The organism is Acidiferrobacterales bacterium, from assembly GCA_028820695.1.
In the GTDB taxonomy this organism is placed as follows: Bacteria; Pseudomonadota; Gammaproteobacteria; order Arenicellales; family JAJDZL01; genus JAJDZL01.
This window is the reverse complement of the sequence record JAPPIB010000055.1, coordinates 120,997-142,851: the sequence shown is the minus strand read 5'-3', so window position 1 is coordinate 142,851 and position 21,855 is coordinate 120,997. Positions and strand designations below refer to the sequence as shown.

The window sequence follows — 21,855 nt, the reverse complement described above, 5'->3', positions numbered from 1 at the left end:
AGCAGTTGCGTGCTACACTTATAACCTCCGAAACAAGCGGTCGCCCTTCTCACCGCGCCTGATTCACAAGTAAATCCCATGTCCACCGGCGAACATTCCGAACTTCGAGAGTTTGTGTTGCAACGGCTGCAACACGGCGCAGCCAGTGAGTTGCGCGATACGATTCATGGCCTGCACCCGGCCGATCTTGCACAGATACTCGAGAGCATTCCACCCGAGCAAAGACGTCTGATCTGGTTTGAGGTCGCGGAGTCAGACATGGGTGAGATTCTCGCCAAGGCATCCGACGGGGTTCGTGAGAACCTGATCGCCAATATGGATTCAAGCACCTTGGTGCGCGCGATCCAGAAGTTGGACATCGACGATATTGCCGAGCTGGTGCCTGACTTGTCGTCGCAGATTATCGCCGATGTGATGGTGGCGGTCGACGAGGATAGGCGGCAAGGTCTCGGTGCGGTCTTGTCCTACGAGGAGCAGACCGCCGGGAGACTGATGAACGTAGATACCGTCGTCGTTCGCGAGACGATTTCAGTCGGTGTCGTGATGCGGTATCTGCGTCTGCGAGGAGAACTGCCTGAACCGACCGACAAACTCTATGTCGTAGACCGGGAAGGGATGCTTCGAGGCACCCTGCTGCTGCGTAATCTTGTCACTTCTGATCTGAGTCAGCAGGTTTCAACCGTCATGGACGAGAGCCCACACACGTTCAGTCCGTCTGACTCGGAAGAGCATGTCGCGAATTCGTTTGAGCGTTACGACCTGACCTCTGCACCGGTCATTGATGACAAGGGTCATTTGATCGGCAGGATTACGATTGATGATGTGGTCGACGTGATTCAGGATTCCGCCAGTCGTACATTTCTGGCTCCAGCGGGGCTGGACGATGAGGAGGATATCTTCGCACCGGTATTTCAGACTGCGCGAAAACGCGCGATCTGGCTTGGTGTGAATCTGGTCACAGCAGTTTTGGCATCCTGGGTGATCGGACAGTTCGAGGAGGCGATCGAAAAACTTGTTGCGCTGGCTGTACTGATGCCGATCATCGCCAGTATGGGAGGTAATGCCGGCACCCAGACCCTGACCAAAGTCATCCGCGGATTGGGCGTGGGCACAATCTCAATCGCAAATGCGAAGGACGTACTGAAAAAAGAACTGTTGGTCGGGGGGCTGAATGGACTGGTGTGGGCACTGGTTGTCGCCTGCATCTCGATTCTGTGGTACCAGAACTATGGTCTCGCGGCAATTGTCGCGATTGCAATGCTGGTCAACATCTGTGTGTCTGCGGCATCGGGTGTGCTGCTGCCAGTGCTTCTGGAACGAGTCGGCATTGACCCCTCATTGGCTGCCGGGGTCGCGCTGACCACCATCACCGATGTAGTAGGCTTCCTCGCGATACTCGGGTTTGCCGCACTGGTGCTCGTCTAGCCCGCTTCCCGGGCAGGTCTCCTACGCACCAACGCGAGCGCAAACGAGATCACACATAACAGCAGCACAGGCACGTTTCCGAACCGGACGTAAGGCGTAGACCCTGACTTGGGCGTGATCTGTGTCTTCAGTACCTTGCCCTCGTCCTGCATGAGTTGGGCTACGACGTTCCCTTTGTGATCAACGGCCGCAGAAATGCCTTTGTTGGCAGCCCGAAGTAGCGGCCGGGCAGCCTCAATCGCCCGCATACGCGACATCTGCAGCCTCTGAAACGGAGCGAGTCTGTCGCCAAACCATGCATCTTCGCTGAGATTGACCAGATAAGTAGCTTCCGGAAGCACCTGGAAGAACTCGAGGGGGAAGGCATCCTCATAACAGATTGAGATGGCTGCCGGCTGACCCGCGAGAACGAGGGGAGGCTGAATTCCATCATAGGATGTGAAATCTGATTCCGGAATCTCGATATAGTTGTTCAGCCAACCGAGTAGCGAACGAAACGGAATGAATTCGCCGAAGGGAACGAGGTGACGTTTGCGATACTTGTGAACATCATCACTGATTCCGAATGCGCTGTTGTAGTGGACTGTCCTGTCGTCGATCTGCTGTTCTTCAACCACGCCTACCAGAACATCCGGCGCAAGGCTCTCAAGAAGCCTCCACAGCTTGAGCTTATCAAGTCGCCTGTCAGTCTGGACAATTGCGATCTCGGGCCACAGCACAAGGTCCTGATTCACCAGTGCCGCAGTCTGTGCGACGAAAAAATCCAGATGCGAACGGGCGTTGTTGAAGTTCCACTTATCCAGAATGTCTACATCGGCTTGAACAATCGCCACATTGATCGGCGGATGAGTTTCGCTGGTCCAGTCAATCGTCCTGCCCCACAGTCCAGCCAGTGCGACGGCGAGTGTCAGGACCATCACATCGATCCGGAATCCAGTTCGGTACGAATGCACCAAAAACCCGGCAATCAGGCAAACCATGAAACTGACTCCCAGAACACCCAGAATCGGAGCCCATCCGGCCAGCCAGCTGTCCGTCTGACTATAGCCGACGTAAAGCCACGGAAACCCAGTCAGTATCCAGCTGCGTATCCACTCCACAGCAACCCACACTGCAGGAATGACTGCCAGGCAACGCAATGTCCCGGAAATTCGCAACCTTGCCTGGAGAAACCCACCGGCCGCGACCAGCAACGACAGGAAACAGGCCAGTGCAAAAACCATGAACCCGGCCAGCCCAGGAGGCGCTCCGCCGAAATCGTGCAAGCTGTTGTATATCCAGTGGATTCCGAATCCGTAGAATCCCAAGGCAAACACGAAGCCGCTCCACGCGCAGATTCTGGCAGATGATTCGCTCCAGATCCAGAACAGGACGGCAAGCGTGACAAACACCAGGGGAAATACACCACCCGGCTCAAACGCGGCATTGGTGAGAAGCCCGGCCCCGAACGCCGACAGAAGCTTCAGCAGATTTGATTTCAATTCGCTACCGTCAGATCGCCGGCTGTCAGTGTCGCACAGCTTACCTGTCAGAATTCTTGGGAGTTACCCGTAAAGAGAGAATTTTCCGCTGATCAGCACTGACGATCGTAAACTGCAGTCCCTCGTAGTCGAAAACATCTCCCTCATCCGGAACCTTGCCAGCCAACTTTAACATAACTCCTCCGATCGTGTCGGTATCTTCGTCGATATTGACGTTAAAAGTCTCGTTGAAGTCACTGATCTCAGTTTGTGCATGCACCATGTACTGATTGTCGGCGATTTTTGTGATTCTTTCGGACTCGTCATAATCTGACTCATCCTCAATCTCGCCGACAATCTCCTCGATCACATCCTCGATGGTGATCAACCCGGCAATTCCATTGTATTCGTTGACCACGATAGCCATATGGTTGCGGGTCGACTGAAACAGTTTGAGCAGTGTATTGAGGCGCATCGCTTCGGGGACCAGCATTGCATCGCGCAGATTGTCATGAAGACTGAACTCCTGTATGGAGACGTCCTGAATGTACTGCAGCAGATCTTTCGCCAGCAGAACACCCTGTTGTTCATTGTCTGAATGACCGCCCAGCACCGGAAATCGCGAATGGCCGGATTCAGTCACAATTTTCAGAACTTCGTCGACACTGGAGTCGATGTCGATCGTAACCATCAGTGCGCGGGGAATCATCACATTCTTGACTCGAAGTTCGGACACTCCGATCACACGTTGGATGATTTCGTTAACGTCCGGCGCGATTACGTCATTTTGGGTGGCATCGTCAACAAATTCAATCACCTCTCGCGCCGATTCCGGTGATGATGCAATCGCGCGTGCAAGTTTGCTTCGCAGCTTTCCGGACAGCGACTGGAGTAAAAGTTTTCGATCGCTCATGATTCCGATCTCAAAAGCTCTGCATGAACAAGTCCGACTTGCTTAAGGATTTCCGCCTCCGCCCGTTCCATGTGTGTCGCATCGTCGGGTTGTGCGTGGTCATATCCACACAGATGCAAAATCCCATGTGCAATGACTCTGGCCCAGTGAGCTGATTGGGAAATCTTGTGATCGAACGCGTGCTGGTTGATTATCCCGGCACAGACAACCACATCACCGAGAAGATCCATGTCGATTTCCTGTGGCAGGGGATTTGGAAATGCGAGCACATCCGTGGGAGAGTTCTTATCCCGATAGACGCGATTCAGGTCGGTGATTTCCGACTCATCCACAACCCGCAGCGTCACCTCGGCATCGACCCGATTGGCGTGGACCAAGGTCTGACGTATCCAATCGTCGATGTCTGTATCGGCGGGCAGGTCTGTGGACGAACTTGAAACTTGAATATTTATGGACATTGTTACCGACCGTCGTCCTTGCGGCTGGAATCGCGTTCATAGGCATCAACAATGGTCTGTACCAAGGGATGGCGAACGATATCAGAATTGTTGAATCTGACAACGGAGATGTCCTTTATCCCATTGAGGATTCGCAAAGCATGTTTGAGACCCGACTGGGTACTGTGGGGCAGGTCGATCTGCGTGATATCGCCTGAGATCACCGCATGGGAATTGAATCCGACGCGAGTCAGGAACATTTTCATCTGAGCGACCGTGGTGTTCTGTGCCTCGTCCAGAATGATAAACGCATCATTCAGGGTTCTGCCCCGCATGAATGCCAACGGTGCGATCTCAATGGTACTTCGCTCCAGCAGCCGGCCAACCCGGTCAAACCCCAACATCTCATATAACGCATCATAGAGCGGACGCAAGTAAGGATTGACTTTCTTTTCGATGTCGCCGGGCAGAAAACCAATGCGCTCACCGGCTTCGACAACCGGTCGAACAAGAACAATTCGACTGACCGTGTCATTGGCCAGTGCGTGTGCGGCACTGGCAACCGCCAGGTACGTCTTGCCGGTACCGGCAGGGCCGACACCAATCGTAATGGTATTGTTCTGTATGCTGCGAAGATAGGTTTCCTGATTGCCGGACCATGCCCGAATGGTACTTTTCCTGACTTTCAGGAAATAGGATTGATTGTCCGGCTGGCTCCGGTTCAGACGGGAAATCACGCCCTGAACGTCGTTGGAGTCAAGACGGTCGGACTTCCCGGTCTCATCGTAGAGCACGCGAAGCACCGATTCCACATCACGAACCGAGTTCTCGTTGCCCTCGATATAGAAAAGATTTCCCCGATTTGACACCCGGACGCTGAAATGCCCTTCGATCGATTTGATATTGGCATCGAACTGCCCGCAAAGGTTCGCCAGCCGCCGGCTATCGGCGGGGGTCAGCACGAGAACGTTCTCGACCTGGGAAATGTTTGATGGTTCAGCCAATTCGGGCAGTTTGTGAATCCTGAATGTGTGTTGCAACGGCAACACCGCGAAGTGAGTTTGGCATGGTCTCAGTAATTTGCAGATCGATGAATTCTCCGACCAGCTCGGGTGACCCGTCAAAGTTAACCACCCGATTGTTTTCGGTACGGCCGCACAACTGACCGCGTCTTCGTTTTGACGGCCCTTCAACCAGAACTGTCTGAACTGAAGATACCATGGCGTCGCTGACTTCGGCGGCATAGGCATTCAGTTTATCTTGCAGGCGATAGAGGCGGTCTTTCTTTTTCTCAATGGGCGTATTGTCAGGCAACTGTGCAGCCGGTGTGCCGGGGCGTTTGCTGTATAGGAAGCTGAAAGACTGATCGAATCGAACCTCATCAACCAAATCCATGGTCGCCTGAAATTCCTGCTCCGATTCTCCCGGGAAACCAACAATGAAGTCCGATGTGATGCTGATATCGGGACAATGGCTGCGGAGGTTGGCGACGATGTCAAGATAGCGCTCGCGCGTATATCTGCGTTTCATTTTCGTCAGGATGCTATTCGAGCCGCTCTGTACCGGCAGATGAACATGTCTTGCGAGCGACTGAAGGTCGTGATGCGCCTGCGCCAGCTCATCGGTGAATTCCAGTGGATGGGAGGTTGTATACCGAACCCGGCCAATGCCATCGATCTCACTGACATATCGCAGCAAGGTGGCGAAGTCCACTTCCCGGTTCATATGACCGCTCGCGCGGTAAGCGTTGACATTCTGTCCAAGCAATGTCACTTCCCGCACGCCCTGCTCGGCAAGCTCGTAGATTTCTGTAATGACGCTATCGAATGGTCGGCTGTATTCCTCCCCTCGGGTGTAGGGCACCACACAAAAACTGCAGTACTTGCTGCAGCCTTCCATGATCGACACGAAAGCGCGGGGACCATCGACCCGTCTCGGCGGCAGACAGTCGAATTTCTCAATCTCCGGAAAGGTGATGTCCAGGCTGTGATTGCGCCCGGAAATCGTCTCGTCCAGCATTTCACTGACCCGGTGATAGGTCTGCGGTCCGAATACGAAGTCAACAAACGGGGCTTTTTTCAGGATGTTTTCGCCTTCCTGGCTGGCGACACAACCGCCCACCCCGATTACGATATCCGGATTGTCGACTTTCCATGGTCGCCAACGGCCGAGCAGCGAAAAAACCTTTTCCTGCGCTTTCTCCCTCACTGAGCAGGTGTTCAAAAGCAACAGATCGGCATTTTCCGGTGTGTCGGTTTCCCGGTAGCCATGTGAGACCGCGAGCGACTGCGCCAGTCTTGACGAATCATATTCGTTCATCTGGCAGCCGAATGTCTTGATGTAAAGTTTCTTGTTCACCAATGTCAATGATCGTTCACAGGCCTATCCGATACTGCACTATGGAACCGAGAGCGCAGCCGCGTTCATCAGCCATATTGTAAACGAATGACTGCAAAGAGTTGACTCACTGCGATTGCGCCTGGCATCGAGCATACTCCCGTGCTCCAATACTCAAAGACCCGTTGTGCCATTCCGAATCGGCGCAGCCGATCTCTCATGCAATCACTTCGCTCAGGTACGAATCGTGTCATCGCGGTCGGATTTGATCAGGGAGATGTCCGCACAATCGACTATGAGAAAGATCACCGATGAGCGGCCAACAACATAGCCCGACTCATGTCACGCCCAGACATCAGTACTGAGATAACGCTCGCCGGTGTCCGGTAGAATCGCCAGCAGGGTCTTGCCTGCACTATCCGCCCGTTTGGCCACTTCCAGCATACCGGAAACTGCCGCACCCGACGAGATGCCTGAAAATATTCCTTCATCCCTGGCGAGATAGCGTGTTGTCCGATAGGCCTCTTCGGTCGTCACAGGAAGAATCTCATCGTATGAGTCTGTGTCGAGAATGTCCGGAATGAACCCCGGTGCTGTACCCATGATCTTGTGCTTGCACGCGATGCCCTTTGATAGAATTGGCGAATCGGCCGGTTCGGTCGCAATGATCCGAAGGTGCGCAATCCGCTTTCTGAGATAGTGATTCATGCCGGTGATCGTACCGCCGGTGCCGGTTGTACACACGAGATAGTCCAGTGTATCGCCGAAGTCCTCGTAAATCTCATCTGCCGTCGACTGGTGCGATTGCGGATTGGCGGGATTGAAATGCTGACCGACGAAAAAATAGCCTTCCTGTTCTTCCAGTTCCCTTGCTTTTTCTATCGCACCCTTGGTCCCTTTGTCAGCCGGTGTCAATATGATCTCGGCTCCGTATGAGGTCAGGATTCTCTTTCGCTCCTCACTCATGTCTTCCGCCATGGTAAATATCGCTCGATATCCCTTGTAGGCTGCCACCATGGCTAAACCGATACCGGTATTGCCGGAGGTCGGTTCGATTATCGTGTCACCGGGTTTGATAAGCCCTTGTTCTTCTGCGTCCTCGATCATATTCAGCGCCGGGCGGTCCTTGACAGAACCTGCAGGATTGAAACTCTCGATCTTGACCCAGACATCCACATCAGCCGGTGCCGATGACTTGTTCAATCGCACGACCGGTGTATTACCGACGGTCTGCAATATGTTTTCGTACTTCATTGACGTCTCACAGTTTTATTTTCGAAGTTATCTTACGCCCGGCAATGCACGCTGGATCCACTGATCCTGGCTGAGTTGGCGATAGCGACCCTGATGATATTCAGCATCTCCATATAGACCATTGAGCGCAAAAACTCGCTTGAGAAAATGGCCCACTGGCATTTCATCCATCATTCCCATCGCGCCATGCAGATGAACCGCCTCCTCGGCATTCACAGTCGCCAGCCTGCCGACCTCCGCCTTGGCGGCGGCGATCAGCCGATCCTGATCCGGACCGGCAAGATCATTGACTGCCCTTATTGCCTCCGTGCCCATGGAAGATGCCAGTTCGCAGCGCGTGTACATGTCGACCAGCCGGTGCTGGATGGCCTGGAAAGATCCGATACGACTGCCAAACTGGCTGCGGGTCTTGACGAATTCCAACACCGCGGTGAATGTCGAATCCATCACACCAACCATCTCGGCGCAGACCATGGCGAGGGCGAAGTTCAGGGCCTGGCGCAATTCCGCCAGCGCCAGATCCCTGGATCCGATCAGACTGTCATGCGCTGTGGCGACATTATTCAGATGAACAATGGAGACCCGTCCGCCGTCATGGGTACGATGATGATCAAGGCTGATGCCCTCGAGGTCCTTCGGCACCAGGAACATCGACAATCCCTCACAATAGGGCCGGCTGGCTTCAGTCCGGGCCAGAATCAGCAGGTGTGTGGCGACATTTCCGTACTGCACACCAACTTTCGAACCCTGCAACATATAGCCGTCAGCCGATTCAGTCGCCGATGTCAGGACATTGCACAGGTCAAACCTGGATTGCTTTTCATACAATGCGGCCGACACGATCGACGTGCCATCGGCAATCTGATTCAGAAAATCGGTCCGTACAGCACCTTCAGCCATCGCTTCGATGATCTTCGCCGCCACCACCGCACTGGCAAAGTACGGACTTTGATAGTTGTGCTGGCCGAATACCCGCATCAGGACCGCGACGAAGTCGGCAACACCACCATTGTCGCCAATAGGTTCCGCAACAGGCAGATGCATCCAGCCGAGCTCAGCGGTCTCCTGCCACTGATCGCGGCAAAACCCGGATGCTGAACCGATCAGTTTCTGGCGAACGGCAAATGGATAATTCTTGTCGAGAAATCGCATCGCCATGTGCTCGATCAGATTACACTGTTCGGAAATCGCTCCCTGATTCACGGCTACAGTCCCAGTGCCGCCTTGGCGACGATATTGCGTTGGATCTCATTTGATCCTGAATAAATCGGTGTTTTCCGATAGTTGAAGTAATTCCTGGTGGCGTTGCCGGGTGCATAGGGAGAATCCGTTTCGACGTCAATCTGATCGCGGGACAGATCAAGCTGCGAATAGTGGGCACCGGCCAAAGCCGTCAGGCGAAACACATCACATTGGATTTCGGTCCCGCGCACCTTGAGCATGGAGGCTTCAGCACCGAAAGACTGTGTCGCGTTCTCGGCGAGCAGGAATCTGCGTTCGGTCATCTCAAGTGCATGCAGGGAAATCTCCAGCCGGTCGAACTGTTCGGCGAACGATGGATTGTCAATCAGTCGCGAGCCGCCGGGCACTTCTGAGTGGGCGATTCGCCGCAACCGCTCAAGACTGGCTTTGGTGCGTGACACCTCAGCGGTTCCGAAACGCTCGAGACCAAGAAGATATTTTCCGATCTCCCAACCGTGGTCCTGCGCACCGACCCGATTTTCCACCGCAACCCGGACATCTTCGAAGTGTACCTGATTGACTTCGTGTGTTCCCTCAAACAACAAAAGCGGATCAACGGTAATTCCCGAGCTCGACAGGTCAATCATCAAAAACGTGATGCCCTGCTGCTTGCGGTCCCCCTTACCCGTACGAAAAAGACCGAATATCCAATCCGCGATATGTGCCTCGCTGGTCCAGATCTTTGAACCGTTGATGATGTATTCATCACCGACACGCTGCGCGTCGCACTTCAGTGAAGCGAGATCTGATCCGGAATTCGGTTCGGAGAAACCCTGACACCAGAAAGTATTGGCATCAAGAATGTCCGGCAGTATTGTTTCCTTCTGGGACTCACTGCCGTACCTGAACAACGTTGGACCCAGCATGCCGACGCCGTAGATCATCAGCCGCGGCGCATCGTTCAGCGCCAGTTCCTGCTCGAAAATATACTGCTGCGCATCGCTCCACTGCGGCCCGCCGTACTGCGAAGGCCAAGAGGGGCAGCACCAACCGCCCCGGTCCCGCAGGATCCTGTGCCATTGTGCCTGTACCTCCTTGGGGAGATCCATCTGCTCTGCCGCCACCATCTTTCGGGTGCGCTGCGGCAGATTTTCCTGAATGAACTCGCGGACGGTGCGGCGAAACACTTCCAATTCAGGATTGAATGGCGGTGCAGTTAGCATGATCGTTTTATCAATTCGGTTGTTGGCATTGTACGGGCAAATATTATTTCACAATTTCTAAAATTACGACAATAATATTGCACACGTCAGGGGATCCGTGATCCGCTCACTGATACTAATATTGCGCTGAATGGAATTATTTCAAGGCGATGATGATTCGCTCATCGGCTACCGCTGTTCAGGGATTGTGCCAGGGTACGGATGCGTTCACAGGCCGTCAGCAGATTTGATTCCGACTCGCCGATATTGATCCTGATCAGGCCTTCAGCACTTGCGCCGAAGGCATCGCAAGGTAGGGCGGCAACCTGATATTCGTCCAATAGGCGCCAAGCAAAATCAATGCCGGAAATACCCAAGTCCCTGACCTCAAAAATGACGAACATGCCATATCTTGAACCGCGGATGTTGATCCCATCGATCTGACCCAGGCGGGAAATGACCATATTTCTCTTCCGGTCTATCTCATCGCGCACTGCATTGGCTATACGGTCTGTGTGCTCCAACGCGGTGACCGACGCATCCTGGATGAACATCGGCAACCCGTAACTCATGCACGTTGACAGATTGAAAACCTTTTCTATGACAGGCTCTGACGCGATGATCCAGCCGAGTCGCCACCCGGTCATCCGGTGGGACTTCGATAGGCTGGACACAGTGATGCAGCAGTCAAACGCATCGGGCAGCGTGGCAGGACTGTGATGCGAGCCGGGCGGCAGGAGACAGCTGTAGACCTCATCGCTGATGAGCCAGATGTTGCGCGACCGGCAAATGTCGACCATGGCCTGCATGAAGTCTTGGTCATAGACCACCCCGGATGGATTGTGCGGCGAGTTGACAACGATGACGCGCGTCCGTTTCGAAATGCTCTTCTCCACCTCGTCAATCCTTGGCATGAAGTCATCTTCGGCTCTGGTATTGATTGAGGTGACGTCGGCGCCGCCCACTGAGAATGTTGCCGGATAAGTGGCGTAGTATGGCTCCATGATGATTGCCTCATCGCCGTGCTGAAGAGTGCACAGTGAGGCAGCAAAAAGTGCATTCTGCGCACCTGCGAGAACCGCACAGTTGGCAGCAGAAACTGTCAGGCCGGATTCGTCGGAAAATCGCTTTGCGATAGCCTCTCTCAAATCCGGCTCGCCGCCAATTTCGCTATAGTGGTGTCGACCGCGCTTGAGGCTCGAGTAACAGGCTTCGACGATAACGTCGGGTGTGCTCTCGATCATTTCCTGACCAATCGAGAGTATGACGATGTCGGCACCTTGGCGCTGACGCTCGATCGCCGCATAGTGAACCTCCCACGCGTCCGAGCCCTTGCCGCCGACACGCTCTGTCAGGCCTGTGAAGTACAAGTTACTTCCTGGATAATGCCCGGACGATAGGCAGCAGGGCAGGTTTGCGGATTACAGACGCATTGGCGGTGAATGGCGGTGATACGACACATGGCAGCAATCGTCGATTCGGGAACGGTTCGGTCCTGTCTTGATTCTCATTGAATGTGCGATTGAACGCAGTCAAGTCCCATAACGTCAATGCGTTGGATTGCGCGACGTCTGAAAGCGACCTAATTTTATCAAGTAAATCAAAACTGCCTGTAAAATTGTTGGATTACGGTCATGGGTTGCCGGTTTGAGACTGGTACAAGGTGACTGCGCGCCTGCATCTGTTCAACACTGTTCACTTGCATTCTTAGCGGATCAGCGTTTTCGACGATATCGGAATGGATAAACGAAGTCCCTGCAACAGCCAATTGTCCGATCCGGGCAGAGCCCGGAAACCATCGGTGGCCGCGGGCCTGCCAAAGTCCAGGACACAGCAAGCTCAATGATTCTGGAACCGATTCGGCGACCTGTTGTCGGCATCAGCAATTTTTTCCGCGACATTGGCACGGTCTACGCGGCAAATGCTATTGTCGCAATTCTGTTTTCGTGCACCGGGCCTGTCGCAATCATTGTATCGGTCGGCCTTGCAGGCGGGCTGTCACAAGCCGAGATCGCATCGTGGATCTTTGCGGGTTCGTTCGTAGGCGGTGTACTGACGATCCTATTCTCAATTGCATACAAACAGCCTTTGAGTTTTGCCTGGACGATTCCGGGTTCTGTCCTGCTCGGATCTTCGTTGGATCACCTGAGTTTTGCGGAAGTGATCGGTGCGTTCTGGGTAACTGGAGTTCTCGTGGGGGCTATTGGATTGTCGGGCGGCGTGCGCAAAGCGCTTAAGTACACTCCGATGCCCATTGTATTGGCCATGGTTGCCGGGATATTTCTCCAATTCGGGCTCGATCTGGTGTTGGCGTTTGAAAACGAATTGCTGCTCGCGGCGGTCATGGTCATCGCCTACTTCGCAGTTTTGACGATCCCTCAATTGACCGCTGTGTGTCCTCCGGTCGTTGCGGCCCTGGCCGGGGGAGTTGTGGTTGTCTTGGCAACCGGCAACTTTGAGGGCGAGCAGGTCATCCGATGGTTCGACTGGCCGGTGGTGCACACACCTGAATTTTCGCAACAGGCGTTGTTCGAGCTTGTGATTCCGCTCGCGGTCACAGTGCTGGTGGCGCAGAACGCCCAGGGGTTTGCGGTTCTGACCGCCAGCGGTCACGCGCCGCCGGTGAATTCGATGACGACGGCCTGTGGCGCGGGATCATTGGTGAACGCGGTGTTCGGGTCCGTATCCGCCTGTGTGACAGGACCTGCCAATGCTGTACTGGTGAGCGGCGGTGAACCGGCAAGACAGTACACCGCAGGCGTGCTGTTCGGCATGATGAGCATTGCCTTTGGCCTTATGGCGTTCGGCGCCACATGGCTGATCCTGAAACTGCCGACGGAGTTTATCGCTGTTCTGAGTGGGCTGGCGTTGCTGCCGGTCCTTCTAAAGTCGTTTGTAACCGCGTTTTCCGGAAGGTTTCAGATGGGTGCCCTGGTCGCACTGATCGTAACGATATCCGACATAACGATCTGGAATATCGGCGCACCGTTCTGGGGGTTGATGGCAGGGTTGGCGGTCGGGCTCACGATTGAGCGGAACGATTATCGCGAGCACCTGAAAGAAGCGAGATCGTAGTCCACTCGAACTGCCGCGACAATGAGGTCACTGTGTGGTGGCTATGGGTGGACTCGAACCACCGACCCCGGCATTATGAGTGCCGTGCTCTAACCTGCTGAGCTACATAGCCACGATCAACATGTGAAATCTGCCTGTGGGCAATTCGGCGATTAGTATAAATTACGCCGCCACTCCACATGAAATAAATACCTTTATTTCATTCATGTTCTTTTTCGTAGAGATAATAATCAAGATTTTCAATCTGGTCTGACGGGAGTTTCGCCCATTGCTCATCGGGAACCTCACTTGCAATCCTCGCAATCCTTTCTTCAAAGCTGTGTTCTGAGGAACGGATATCTCTCGGGGCACTCGAAACAGTCTGCTCATCGATAGGTTTCAGACTTTCGATACCTCTGCTGTCGATGATTTTTACAGCCACGCGTCGCTGTTCTCCTAATTCAAATGGTTAAGGCACAGAGCCATGGTACGCTTTAATCGAATCAGCTTCGAGTTCGGTTCGAAGACTATCCTCCAGTTCGTCCCAACCGTCACCTTCTCCTGCCATCGGGCAGCATATCACATGCATCCAAGTTGAAATGCTTGACGATTTCTGACCGAGTCAGCTGTTCATGCAGAGGCGGATATCTGACCTTTTTTGCCAGCGGCAATCGGGCTCGCAAGCAAGTCAGATAATGTCAAATGCATCTGCTTGTCTTTTCCAGACCCATTATAACGTCGGTACTCTTGCACTCCCGAGACCGTCGGGGCCTTTCCGGGCCGGACGACATGGTACCGCCCAGGCAAAATATCCACACCGGGATAAGGCGGCGCGCGTCGGTCATCGAATCGCGTCCTGCGAGGTGTGCTGGTATCATGGTACCCACTTTGCATATCAAAAACCCCGTCGTCTGACACCTTGAGACATGACCGGAAAGATACAGTGCTTAAGCTAGCCACCTGGAACGTGAATTCCCTGAAAGTTCGACTGACCCACGTCAGCGACTGGTGCCTCGAGCATCAGCCTGATGTGGTTTGTCTTCAGGAGACCAAAACCATAGATGAGAACTTTCCGCAGGAAGCACTTTCGGAAATCGGGTTCACCTCATGTTTTTCCGGACAGAAGACCTATAACGGTGTGGCGACACTGGTGCGGGGCGAGGTCGAGGATGTGGTATTTGGTCTGCCGGGTTATGACGATCCCCAAAAGCGAGTGGTCTCGGTGACCGCGAACGGGGTTCGCGTCATCAACGTGTACGTACCAAATGGAAAACAGGTTGACGATCCCAAATACTTCTACAAACTGGAATGGTTCAGCCATCTTGCGGCGTTCGTCGAACAGGAACTGTCCCGTCATGACAAGCTCGTCGTGACCGGGGACTTCAACATCGCCCCCGCAGATGAGGATGTTCACGATCCGCAATTGTGGAAGGACAAAATTCTATGCAGCAAGGCGGAACGGGATTGTTTGCGACAACTTGTCGACCTCGGACTGACCGATGCATTCCGCGATTTTGACCAACCTGCTGAAAGTTACTCATGGTGGGACTATCGCGCCGCCGGCTTTCGTCGGAATCTCGGCCTTCGAATCGATCTCATCATGGTCAGTGAAGCGCTGCGGAAGACCTGTTCAAGCTGCACAATCGATATCGAGCCCAGAAAGCTGGAGCGGCCATCCGACCACACGCCGGTGATCGCACAGTTCGCACTATAGAGAACCCTTATCCCGCCACCTGTCCCTCGGTAACCCGAGACAAGCCGGCGAGATCCTTGAAAGTGCGGATCTGAGCATAACCGCAACGCGTCATCACCTCGCGAGCCGCCTCGCCCTGATTGAAGCCGTGCTCAACAATCAGCCAGCCATCCGGATTGAGATATCTGACCGAAGATTCGATGATCCGGCGTACCGCACTGAGTCCATCACTACCGCCGGTCAGAGCGAGCCTCGGTTCGTGTTGCATGAATATATCCATCAGGCACGGATCGTCTTCCCGGATATACGGTGGATTCGAGACAATGGCATCAAATCGCAACGATGACAACGTGTCGGTCCAGTCGCCCTGAATGAATGTCACATTGTCCAAGTTCAGATTCTGCTGATTGCGGCGCGCGACCTTAAGGGCTTGTTGTGATATGTCGGTCGCGGTAATGTCCGCGTTACCAAGCTCAAAAGCCAGCGCCAGGGCAATGGCACCGCTGCCTGTTCCGAGGTCTGCGATGCGCGGTGATTGCAGCTCCCTGCAGCGGGCCAACGCGCGTTCGACAACCAGTTCGGTTTCCGGGCGCGGCACCAGCGTCGCCGGGCTGACGACAAGATCAAGTGACCAGAATTCCCGCATTCCTGTAATGTAGGCGATGGGCTCGCCTTTCATGCGTCTGGCAAGCAACGACTCAAACCGGTTCTGCTGGGCGACATCCAACTCGACATGTGACACCAGATTCAGCATATTCCGATGTATCGGCATGGCTTGCGACAGAATGATATCGACATCGAGCCTTGCGGAATCGCTGATGGACTGCAGCCGGTTGATTCCGGCCCGTCGCGCCTGCCCGACTGTCACCGACAACGGAATGTTCATCGCCCTTCCATTTCCATATCGGCCATCAGTGCGGCCTGGTGTTCCGCGGTCAGCGGGTCGATGACCTGATCCATATCCCCGCCAATAAATTCTTCAAGTCGATACAGCGTCAGATTGATCCGATGGTCGGTAACCCGACTCTGCGGAAAATTGTAGGTTCGAATTCTTTCCGAACGATCGCCGGAGCCCACCATGAGCCTGCGTGTTTCGCTGCGCTCATCGTGTTGTTTCTGGATTTCGGCCTGTAGCAGTCGCGTCCGGAGCATGGTCATGGCCCGCGCACGGTTCTGATGCTGCGAACGCTCATCCTGGCACTCGACCACGATACCTGACGGCAGGTGCGTTATCCGAACTGCGGAATCGGTTCGATTGACATGCTGTCCACCCGCTCCGGAGGCGCGATACGTGTCCACCCGCAAGTCTTGTGTATTGATGTCAACGCTGGCCTGCTCTGTTTCTGGCAGCACAGCAACCGTACAGGCCGATGTATGGATTCGGCCCTGGGCTTCAGTCTTAGGCACTCGCTGCACCCGATGCGTGCCAGATTCAAACTTCAACCGTGAATGGGCACCGGTACCGATCACTCTGAGAATCACTTCCTTATAACCGCCGTACTCACCTTCGTGCTCGCTGACTGTCTCAATTTTCCAGCCCCGGTTTTGCACATAGACTCGGTACATTCGGTAAAGGTCACCGGCGAACATCGCCGCTTCGTCCCCTCCGGTTCCCGCACGGATCTCAAGGAAAATATTGCGCTTGTCATTGGGATCTTTTGGCAAGAGCAATCGTTGCAGCTGCCCGCTGGTAGTCTCAATGCCCTCCTCAAGTTCCTGTATCTCTGTGCGAGCCATTGCCTGAATCTGCTGATCGTCGTCCTGTAACAGGACTTTGGCCTCCTCCAGCTGCTCCTCAAGACTGCAATGCTCGCGGTACTTCCGCACGACTTCCGAAATCTCGGACAGCTCAATCGAAAGCTGTCGCAGACGTTCCGGATTGCGCAGATTTTCAGGTTCTGACAACTGAATGTTCAATGTATCGTGGCGGGCGGTCAGCGTATCAAGCTTATTTCTCAGCGAATCTTTCATTGGCAGGCCTTATCGCTGTGGTATTTATAGTTATTCAATCACTTGGTATCGGCAGTTTCGACAGTGATTCTGTCTCACGAATCCGAATGTCAGAGGTTTCTATCATTATAATGAAGTGATTAAATCGACTTCAGACACTACGAGATGATTCACACCCGGTCGATCAGTTTCCGAGCGTATCGTCCCGACCACACGATGACCGAAACACAGCTTCAGCAATGACAGAACCGAAGGCAGTACCAATTCGAAAACTCGCGGTCATTGTATTAGCGGCGGTCAGTTTGGGAGGCTGTACTGCCTCCATGATGTCGCCGCAGCCCGACCCGGGTGAGGTCAGCGACGGTTCCACCACCGCAAACCTGCCGGACGTCCAGCTCAATGCAGACTTGTTGTCGAAACTCATGCTCGCCGAGATGTCCTACTTCCGTAACGATGCTCACGCCGCCATTGAGATTTTTGAGGAAGTCGGGTTTGAAACGCGCGATCCCAGAATTGTAGCGAGAGCTTCAATAATGGCAGTCGAGAATTCCCGGTTGGATGTCGCAGCCAATACAACGGATTTATGGGTGGAGCTCAGTCCGGAGGATTCTGATGCGTGGTACTGGCGAGGGACGGTCAAGGTCATTACTGGCAACCATGATGACGCATCGACCGACTTTTTCCAGGCCATGGAATTGGCACCCGACCAGTCCGACATGATTCAGCAGATCGGGCGGATTCTCAGACTCAATCTGAGCCCTGATGTGGCATTTGATCTCCTCAGCGTTGTGTTGTCTCGGTTTCCGGACAACCAGGAAGGGCGTCTGTTCCAGATCAGTTTTGCAATTTCTGCCGGCAAGAGCAATGAGGAGACTGATGCGCTGCTTGAAGCTTTGGAGGATGTCATAGAAGATACCGACTTGCAGGCCCACGCGAAATTCAACCTGCTTCGTTTCACCAATCGGGAACAGGAGGCTGAATCATTCGCAGTCAGGCATCTTCGATACAATTCCGAATCGCCGAAACTGAGAGAGGCTTACGCACAATATCTGTCAGATAATGGATATTACCGGGAAGCTGTCGATCAGTTTGAGCAGATCGAAAGCGCAGAGTCACTTCTGGAACTTGGTGACCTGCACTCGCGGGCAAACTATCCGGATCTGGCGTACGAGAGCTATCTAGGCTACCGGGAACTCAGACCGCGGGATCAGGTGGTATTGCTGGGACTCGCGGAAATCGCGCTTAAACAGATGAGATACGATGAAGCCAGGGAGTGGATCAATCAAATCAGATCGCCAAGATTTGTCTTTCAGAGAATTTCGCTGTCCGCACAGTACATCGCAAGAACCGATAGTGTGGAAGAAGGGATATCGCTGCTGGAAGAATACAGACCCAGCGACGATCGGGAGCGTGTCCGCCTGTCTTTGTCCGAGAGTCAGGTTTATCTGGACGCTCACAGATATGATCAGGCAAGACAAACCCTGGATGAGGCGTTGGAGATTTTGCCCGGGAACGCGTCGTTGCTGTTGGCTCGAAGTCATATTCTGGCCGAACTCAATCAGGTCGAACCGGCGGAAGCTGACATCAGAGCGATACTTGAACAGGACCCTGACAACCCCGCTGCGCTCAACTCGTTGGGTTACGTGCTGGCGGATCAGACCGATCGGCTGACCGAGGCCCTGGAACTGATCGAGAAGGCACTGGCCTTGAAACCGAACGATCCTTATGTTCTCGATAGCATGGGTTGGGTTCAGTTCAAACTCGGAAACCCCGATTCTGCGATCGATTTTCTCGAAACCGCCCTCGACAGGCGGGACGACCCGGTTATCGCGGCTCATCTAGGTGAGGTGTACTGGGCGATCGGCAACCAGAGCAAGGCAAGAGTCATTTGGGACCGGGCCCTGAAGAAGTCGCCCCAGGACAGGATATTGAAAGAAACAGTCGAAAGATTCGTCAACTGATGAATCGCGCACTGATCATATCGCTGGCTTTGGTCTTCATGACGGGCTGTGCGACCGTTGAGACCGCAATCGAATCAGTCGATCTTGACGTCTATCGATCCCATGCCGCGACCGTATCCACCATCGATCACTGGAATCTGCGCGGTCGGATCAGTATCCGAGCGGGGTCGAAGGGCGAGATCGGCAGATTGCTCTGGGTCCGTAACGGGGATGCACACCAGTTGGAGATTTATGGGAATTTCGGCTCGCGGCGAATTCGCATCATTCAGGATTCAGATGGTGTTGTGCTTGAGGACACACAGGGGCGCAGGATCATCGGCTCGAACATGCAGGCTGTACTTGAGCAGCGAACCGGACAGTCGCTGCCGGTCGAAGCGCTCATTTACTGGCTGGTCGGTGCGATTGATCCGAAATTCGGTTCGGTAAACGTATGGGATGTAGAAGGTCGCTTGATCTCGGTCCAACAGGCCGGCTGGACAGTCAGCTTCTCAAAATACCGCGATGCAGGCGGCTATCAGCTCCCGACAAGGTTGAATCTTGTGCAAGATGCACAAACGTTAACATCCGATGAGTCTGGTGAGAAAATCGAAGAGATACGGATTGTCATCTCCGATTGGGGAATCGAATAATTCCACCATAGCCGTTACCGGTGTCTGAACGGCGAATTCAATGAAGATCTGGCACGCCCCGGCCAAGCTGAACCTCTTTCTTCATGTCGTAGGCCGTCTGGAGAACGGATATCACCAACTGCAAACCGTCTATCAGCTCATTGACTGGAAGGACGAGCTGGAATTCGAGGTCAGTCCGGATGGACGGATAAGGCGGCCATCCGAGGTGCCAGGCATTGCGGAAGAACAATGCCTGACCGTGAAAGCGGCCTGCGCGCTGAGAGACCGGTTTCCGGGCACTGAAGGGGTGGATATCCGACTGAAGAAGAATATCCCTGCCGGGAGCGGACTGGGTGGCGGCAGTTCGGATGCCGCGACAACCCTGATCGCATTGAACAGCCTGTGGAAACTCGATCTTTCAGCCGCTGAACTCGCTGAAGTCGGTGCGGACGTCGGTGCGGACGTTCCAGTGTTCATCCACGGAACAAACGCGTGGGCGCAAGGCATCGGGGAACACCTATCAGGGATTTCCCTGTCTGAGCAGCTTTACCTGGTAGTTGTACCGCCGGTCGAGGTCTCTACCCGACGAGTTTTCTCGCAGTGCGATCTGTCGCCTTATCGCGACCGAATTTCGATGCAGGATTTCTACGACGGTGCCGTCTGCAACGACCTGGAGCAGACTGCCTGTCGACTTTACCCCGAAGTCAGGCTGGCCCTGGAGTGGCTTGGACAACACGGGGAGGCCAAGATGACCGGTTCAGGCGGAGCGGTGTTTGCGGCGGTCAAGTCCGAAGAGCAGGCCGAGGAGCTCGTACGCTCCCGGCCATCTGGCTATCGGTGCCGATTCTGTGTCGGTATGGGCAGCTGATCCAGGTCCGAACGACTCGATCGGCTACCCGTCCAAACCTCCCGAAAACAGCCTGTCACGCCTGGTCTGCCGATGTACCTTGGCCGGACCAGATTCTGTTTGTGATGACAAAAAACGGCAGGAGGAGAAACACAGCGGTGAGGAGTTTGACTGCATAATCACCGATCGCCCACGTGATCCAGGGCATTCCGGTGGCGGCGAACGCAATCGAGTAGAAGATGATCGTGTCGACAGTCGAAGCAATACTTGAGGAGATCAGCGGCGCTCGCCACCATTTGAGTTTTCGCAGGCGGTGGAAGACCGCAATGTCTGTCAGCTGTCCTGAGATGAAGGCGAGCCCTGATGCCAGTGCGATGCGCGGTGTCGCCAGCCAGATTGACAGCATCACAGCAGCAACAAATCCGGCATATGCAACGATACGGGCGTGGGAGGGGCCCAATTTGCGGTTCAGCAGATCGGCGATCAGGAAGGTGATGGGAAAACTGAAATGGCCCCATGTCAGCCAGTCATTGATCGGGTATTGGACCAGCACATTGGAGATGGTGATGACGGTACCCATCGCCACGATGCCAATAGCGATGCCGCGATAGTTCCGGACCGATTGCATGGCAAGTCTTGTGATTGAAGCGGATCAGTCGAGCGGCGGCATCTCGCCGACAAGCAGTCCGACATCAAGCCGACTCGAAAAAAGATTGATTCGCCAATCGAGGTGTGCGCCGGTACTTCTGCCCGATGACCCGACGGTCGCAAACGGCTGTCCTTTCTTCACATGCTCCCCCTCTGTGACAAGAATTCCTCCAAGATGCAAGAAGGCTGAGGACAATCCATGTCCGTGATCAATGATCACTGTGCCGCCTGAAAAGTACATATCAGGGTGTGCAACGGTAACAATGCCGGATGCCGGTGCGCGCACAGGCGTATCGGCAGGCACCGCGATGTCAATGCCATAATGTGGTCTTCGCGGCTCACCATTCAGGATTCGCTGGCTGCCGTATACACCGGTGATGATTCCATGGACCGGCCAGTCAAACGGTTCGAGAAAATCCGTTCTTTCATCATCAATCTTCCGTGCTTTATTTATGAGTGCGGTTTCCTGAACAATTCTTTCAAGGTCCTCTTCCGAGGGGGTAACCATGCTCGGCGCAAGGCCATCAATGCGCTGGATGTCATATTCACGTTTCGATATCTCAACTTCACTCGTGAAAAGTTGGCCATCAGGGTACTCGATGACCAGTGGCCACAAGGGCTTTGCATCGCGTCCGAATCCGATCAGAAACTTGCCCTGTCCGGAGACACGTACCGGATTCCCGTTGAACACGACTTTCGCGCCGGGCCTGGTGGTACCGATAATCAGCCCGCCCTGGGTAAAACTTCCGTCGAGCGAGGCCCCGGTTGACGCATCCGACCTGATCTCAGCACCGGCCGGACTGAAAGCGAGTGGCAGCCAAAGTGCAAAAAGCGCAACGACAGCACTCGAAATTCCAGACACGGTGATGTTTCCTGTCCGGCGC

General features: G+C 54.2%; 20 protein-coding genes and 1 tRNA gene. 6 read left to right on the top strand and 15 right to left on the bottom strand.

Annotation, left to right across the window (positions count from 1 at the left end):
- Positions 1-78: 78 nt before the first annotated feature.
- Positions 79-1,425 carry a magnesium transporter gene (gene mgtE, locus OXI60_11385; GenBank protein ID MDE0310411.1) on the top strand — a complete coding sequence of 449 codons (1,347 nt, stop codon included), beginning with the start codon at positions 79-81 and terminating at the stop codon, positions 1,423-1,425.
- Here mgtE and lnt read toward each other — a convergent pair.
- The 9 genes from lnt to OXI60_11340 all read right to left on the bottom strand — a co-directional run bounded on the left by lnt (position 1,422) and on the right by OXI60_11340 (position 11,580).
- The gene (lnt, locus tag OXI60_11380) at positions 1,422-2,906 is read right to left on the bottom strand and encodes an apolipoprotein N-acyltransferase (protein MDE0310410.1); all 1,485 of its coding nucleotides are present in this window, start codon (positions 2,904-2,906) and stop codon (positions 1,422-1,424) included. The two genes, mgtE and lnt, sit on opposite strands and share 4 nt — an antisense overlap.
- Positions 2,907-2,946: 40 nt before the next feature.
- Positions 2,947-3,798 (bottom strand): CBS domain-containing protein, encoded by an 852-nt coding sequence (locus OXI60_11375; GenBank protein ID MDE0310409.1) that lies wholly within the window; start codon positions 3,796-3,798, stop codon positions 2,947-2,949.
- Positions 3,795-4,256 (bottom strand): rRNA maturation RNase YbeY, encoded by a 462-nt coding sequence (gene ybeY / locus OXI60_11370; protein MDE0310408.1) that lies wholly within the window; start codon positions 4,254-4,256, stop codon positions 3,795-3,797. The genes OXI60_11375 and ybeY overlap by 4 nt, the downstream gene beginning before the upstream one ends.
- 2 nt (positions 4,257-4,258) lie before the next feature.
- A complete protein-coding gene (locus OXI60_11365; GenBank protein MDE0310407.1) occupies positions 4,259-5,239 on the bottom strand; it encodes a PhoH family protein in 981 nt (326 codons plus the stop codon).
- Positions 5,232-6,593 (bottom strand): tRNA (N6-isopentenyl adenosine(37)-C2)-methylthiotransferase MiaB, encoded by a 1,362-nt coding sequence (gene miaB, locus OXI60_11360; protein ID MDE0310406.1) that lies wholly within the window; start codon positions 6,591-6,593, stop codon positions 5,232-5,234. Before miaB ends, OXI60_11365 begins: the two co-directional genes overlap by 8 nt.
- Before the next feature lie 321 nt (positions 6,594-6,914).
- Positions 6,915-7,826, bottom strand: coding sequence for a cysteine synthase A (gene cysK, locus OXI60_11355; GenBank protein MDE0310405.1), 912 nt, complete (start codon positions 7,824-7,826; stop codon positions 6,915-6,917).
- A gap of 27 nt (positions 7,827-7,853) precedes the next feature.
- Positions 7,854-9,029, bottom strand: a complete 1,176-nt coding sequence (locus tag OXI60_11350) for an acyl-CoA dehydrogenase (protein ID MDE0310404.1) — start codon at positions 9,027-9,029, stop codon at positions 7,854-7,856.
- A 2-nt stretch (positions 9,030-9,031) separates the two neighbouring features.
- Complete coding sequence (locus OXI60_11345; protein MDE0310403.1) at positions 9,032-10,231, bottom strand: acyl-CoA dehydrogenase family protein; 1,200 nt, start codon at positions 10,229-10,231, stop codon at positions 9,032-9,034.
- Between the two features lie 161 nt (positions 10,232-10,392).
- Positions 10,393-11,580, bottom strand: a complete 1,188-nt coding sequence (locus OXI60_11340) for a pyridoxal phosphate-dependent aminotransferase (GenBank protein MDE0310402.1) — start codon at positions 11,578-11,580, stop codon at positions 10,393-10,395.
- Positions 11,581-12,052: 472 nt separating this feature from the next.
- Here OXI60_11340 and OXI60_11335 point away from each other — a divergent pair, with 472 nt between their 5' ends.
- Positions 12,053-13,285 (top strand): benzoate/H(+) symporter BenE family transporter, encoded by a 1,233-nt coding sequence (locus OXI60_11335; protein ID MDE0310401.1) that lies wholly within the window; start codon positions 12,053-12,055, stop codon positions 13,283-13,285.
- Positions 13,286-13,320: 35 nt separating this feature from the next.
- On the opposite strand, the gene OXI60_11330 is transcribed toward OXI60_11335, so the two are convergent.
- Together OXI60_11330 and OXI60_11325 are read right to left on the bottom strand one after the other, a co-directional pair.
- A tRNA-Met gene (locus OXI60_11330) sits at positions 13,321-13,397 on the bottom strand.
- A gap of 87 nt (positions 13,398-13,484) precedes the next feature.
- Positions 13,485-13,706: a hypothetical protein gene (locus OXI60_11325; protein MDE0310400.1), complete on the bottom strand. Its 222-nt coding sequence runs from the start codon at positions 13,704-13,706 to the stop codon at positions 13,485-13,487.
- A 501-nt stretch (positions 13,707-14,207) separates the two neighbouring features.
- On the opposite strand from OXI60_11325, the gene xth reads away from it, so the two are divergent.
- Positions 14,208-14,978 carry an exodeoxyribonuclease III gene (gene xth / locus OXI60_11320; protein MDE0310399.1) on the top strand — a complete coding sequence of 257 codons (771 nt, stop codon included), beginning with the start codon at positions 14,208-14,210 and terminating at the stop codon, positions 14,976-14,978.
- Positions 14,979-14,985: 7 nt separating this feature from the next.
- On the opposite strand, the gene prmC is transcribed toward xth, so the two are convergent.
- Positions 14,986-15,843, bottom strand: coding sequence for a peptide chain release factor N(5)-glutamine methyltransferase (prmC, locus tag OXI60_11315; GenBank protein ID MDE0310398.1), 858 nt, complete (start codon positions 15,841-15,843; stop codon positions 14,986-14,988).
- Entirely contained in the window at positions 15,840-16,928 is a 1,089-nt protein-coding gene (prfA, locus tag OXI60_11310) for a peptide chain release factor 1 (protein ID MDE0310397.1), read from the bottom strand. The genes prmC and prfA overlap by 4 nt, the downstream gene beginning before the upstream one ends.
- 218 nt (positions 16,929-17,146) lie before the next feature.
- Here prfA and OXI60_11305 point away from each other — a divergent pair, with 218 nt between their 5' ends.
- From OXI60_11305 to ispE, 3 genes are read left to right on the top strand one after another with little or no spacing between them, the layout of a single operon-like run.
- Positions 17,147-18,868, top strand: a complete 1,722-nt coding sequence (locus tag OXI60_11305) for a tetratricopeptide repeat protein (GenBank protein MDE0310396.1) — start codon at positions 17,147-17,149, stop codon at positions 18,866-18,868.
- Complete coding sequence (lolB, locus tag OXI60_11300) at positions 18,868-19,497, top strand: lipoprotein insertase outer membrane protein LolB (protein ID MDE0310395.1); 630 nt, start codon at positions 18,868-18,870, stop codon at positions 19,495-19,497. The genes OXI60_11305 and lolB overlap by 1 nt, the downstream gene beginning before the upstream one ends.
- A gap of 40 nt (positions 19,498-19,537) precedes the next feature.
- Positions 19,538-20,344 carry a 4-(cytidine 5'-diphospho)-2-C-methyl-D-erythritol kinase gene (gene ispE / locus OXI60_11295; GenBank protein ID MDE0310394.1) on the top strand — a complete coding sequence of 269 codons (807 nt, stop codon included), beginning with the start codon at positions 19,538-19,540 and terminating at the stop codon, positions 20,342-20,344.
- 55 nt (positions 20,345-20,399) lie between these two features.
- Here the strand turns inward: ispE and OXI60_11290 are convergent, their stop codons facing one another.
- Positions 20,400-20,951: a queuosine precursor transporter gene (locus OXI60_11290; protein ID MDE0310393.1), complete on the bottom strand. Its 552-nt coding sequence runs from the start codon at positions 20,949-20,951 to the stop codon at positions 20,400-20,402.
- A gap of 24 nt (positions 20,952-20,975) precedes the next feature.
- Complete coding sequence (locus OXI60_11285; protein MDE0310392.1) at positions 20,976-21,833, bottom strand: M23 family metallopeptidase; 858 nt, start codon at positions 21,831-21,833, stop codon at positions 20,976-20,978.
- Positions 21,834-21,855: the final 22 nt, after the last annotated feature.

Coding starts and splice junctions, on each gene's coding strand:
- OXI60_11375 (MDE0310409.1), bottom strand. CDS start 3,798: ATGAGCGATCGAAAACTTTTACTCCAGTCGCTGTCCGGAAAGCTGCGA.
- lolB (MDE0310395.1), top strand. CDS start 18,868: ATGAATCGCGCACTGATCATATCGCTGGCTTTGGTCTTCATGACGGGC.
- OXI60_11305 (MDE0310396.1), top strand. CDS start 17,147: ATGACAGAACCGAAGGCAGTACCAATTCGAAAACTCGCGGTCATTGTA.
- cysK (MDE0310405.1), bottom strand. CDS start 7,826: ATGAAGTACGAAAACATATTGCAGACCGTCGGTAATACACCGGTCGTG.
- OXI60_11345 (MDE0310403.1), bottom strand. CDS start 10,231: ATGCTAACTGCACCGCCATTCAATCCTGAATTGGAAGTGTTTCGCCGC.
- OXI60_11290 (MDE0310393.1), bottom strand. CDS start 20,951: ATGCAATCGGTCCGGAACTATCGCGGCATCGCTATTGGCATCGTGGCG.
- OXI60_11335 (MDE0310401.1), top strand. CDS start 12,053: ATGATTCTGGAACCGATTCGGCGACCTGTTGTCGGCATCAGCAATTTT.
- mgtE (MDE0310411.1), top strand. CDS start 79: ATGTCCACCGGCGAACATTCCGAACTTCGAGAGTTTGTGTTGCAACGG.
- ispE (MDE0310394.1), top strand. CDS start 19,538: ATGAAGATCTGGCACGCCCCGGCCAAGCTGAACCTCTTTCTTCATGTC.
- prfA (MDE0310397.1), bottom strand. CDS start 16,928: ATGAAAGATTCGCTGAGAAATAAGCTTGATACGCTGACCGCCCGCCAC.
- ybeY (MDE0310408.1), bottom strand. CDS start 4,256: ATGTCCATAAATATTCAAGTTTCAAGTTCGTCCACAGACCTGCCCGCC.
- prmC (MDE0310398.1), bottom strand. CDS start 15,843: ATGAACATTCCGTTGTCGGTGACAGTCGGGCAGGCGCGACGGGCCGGA.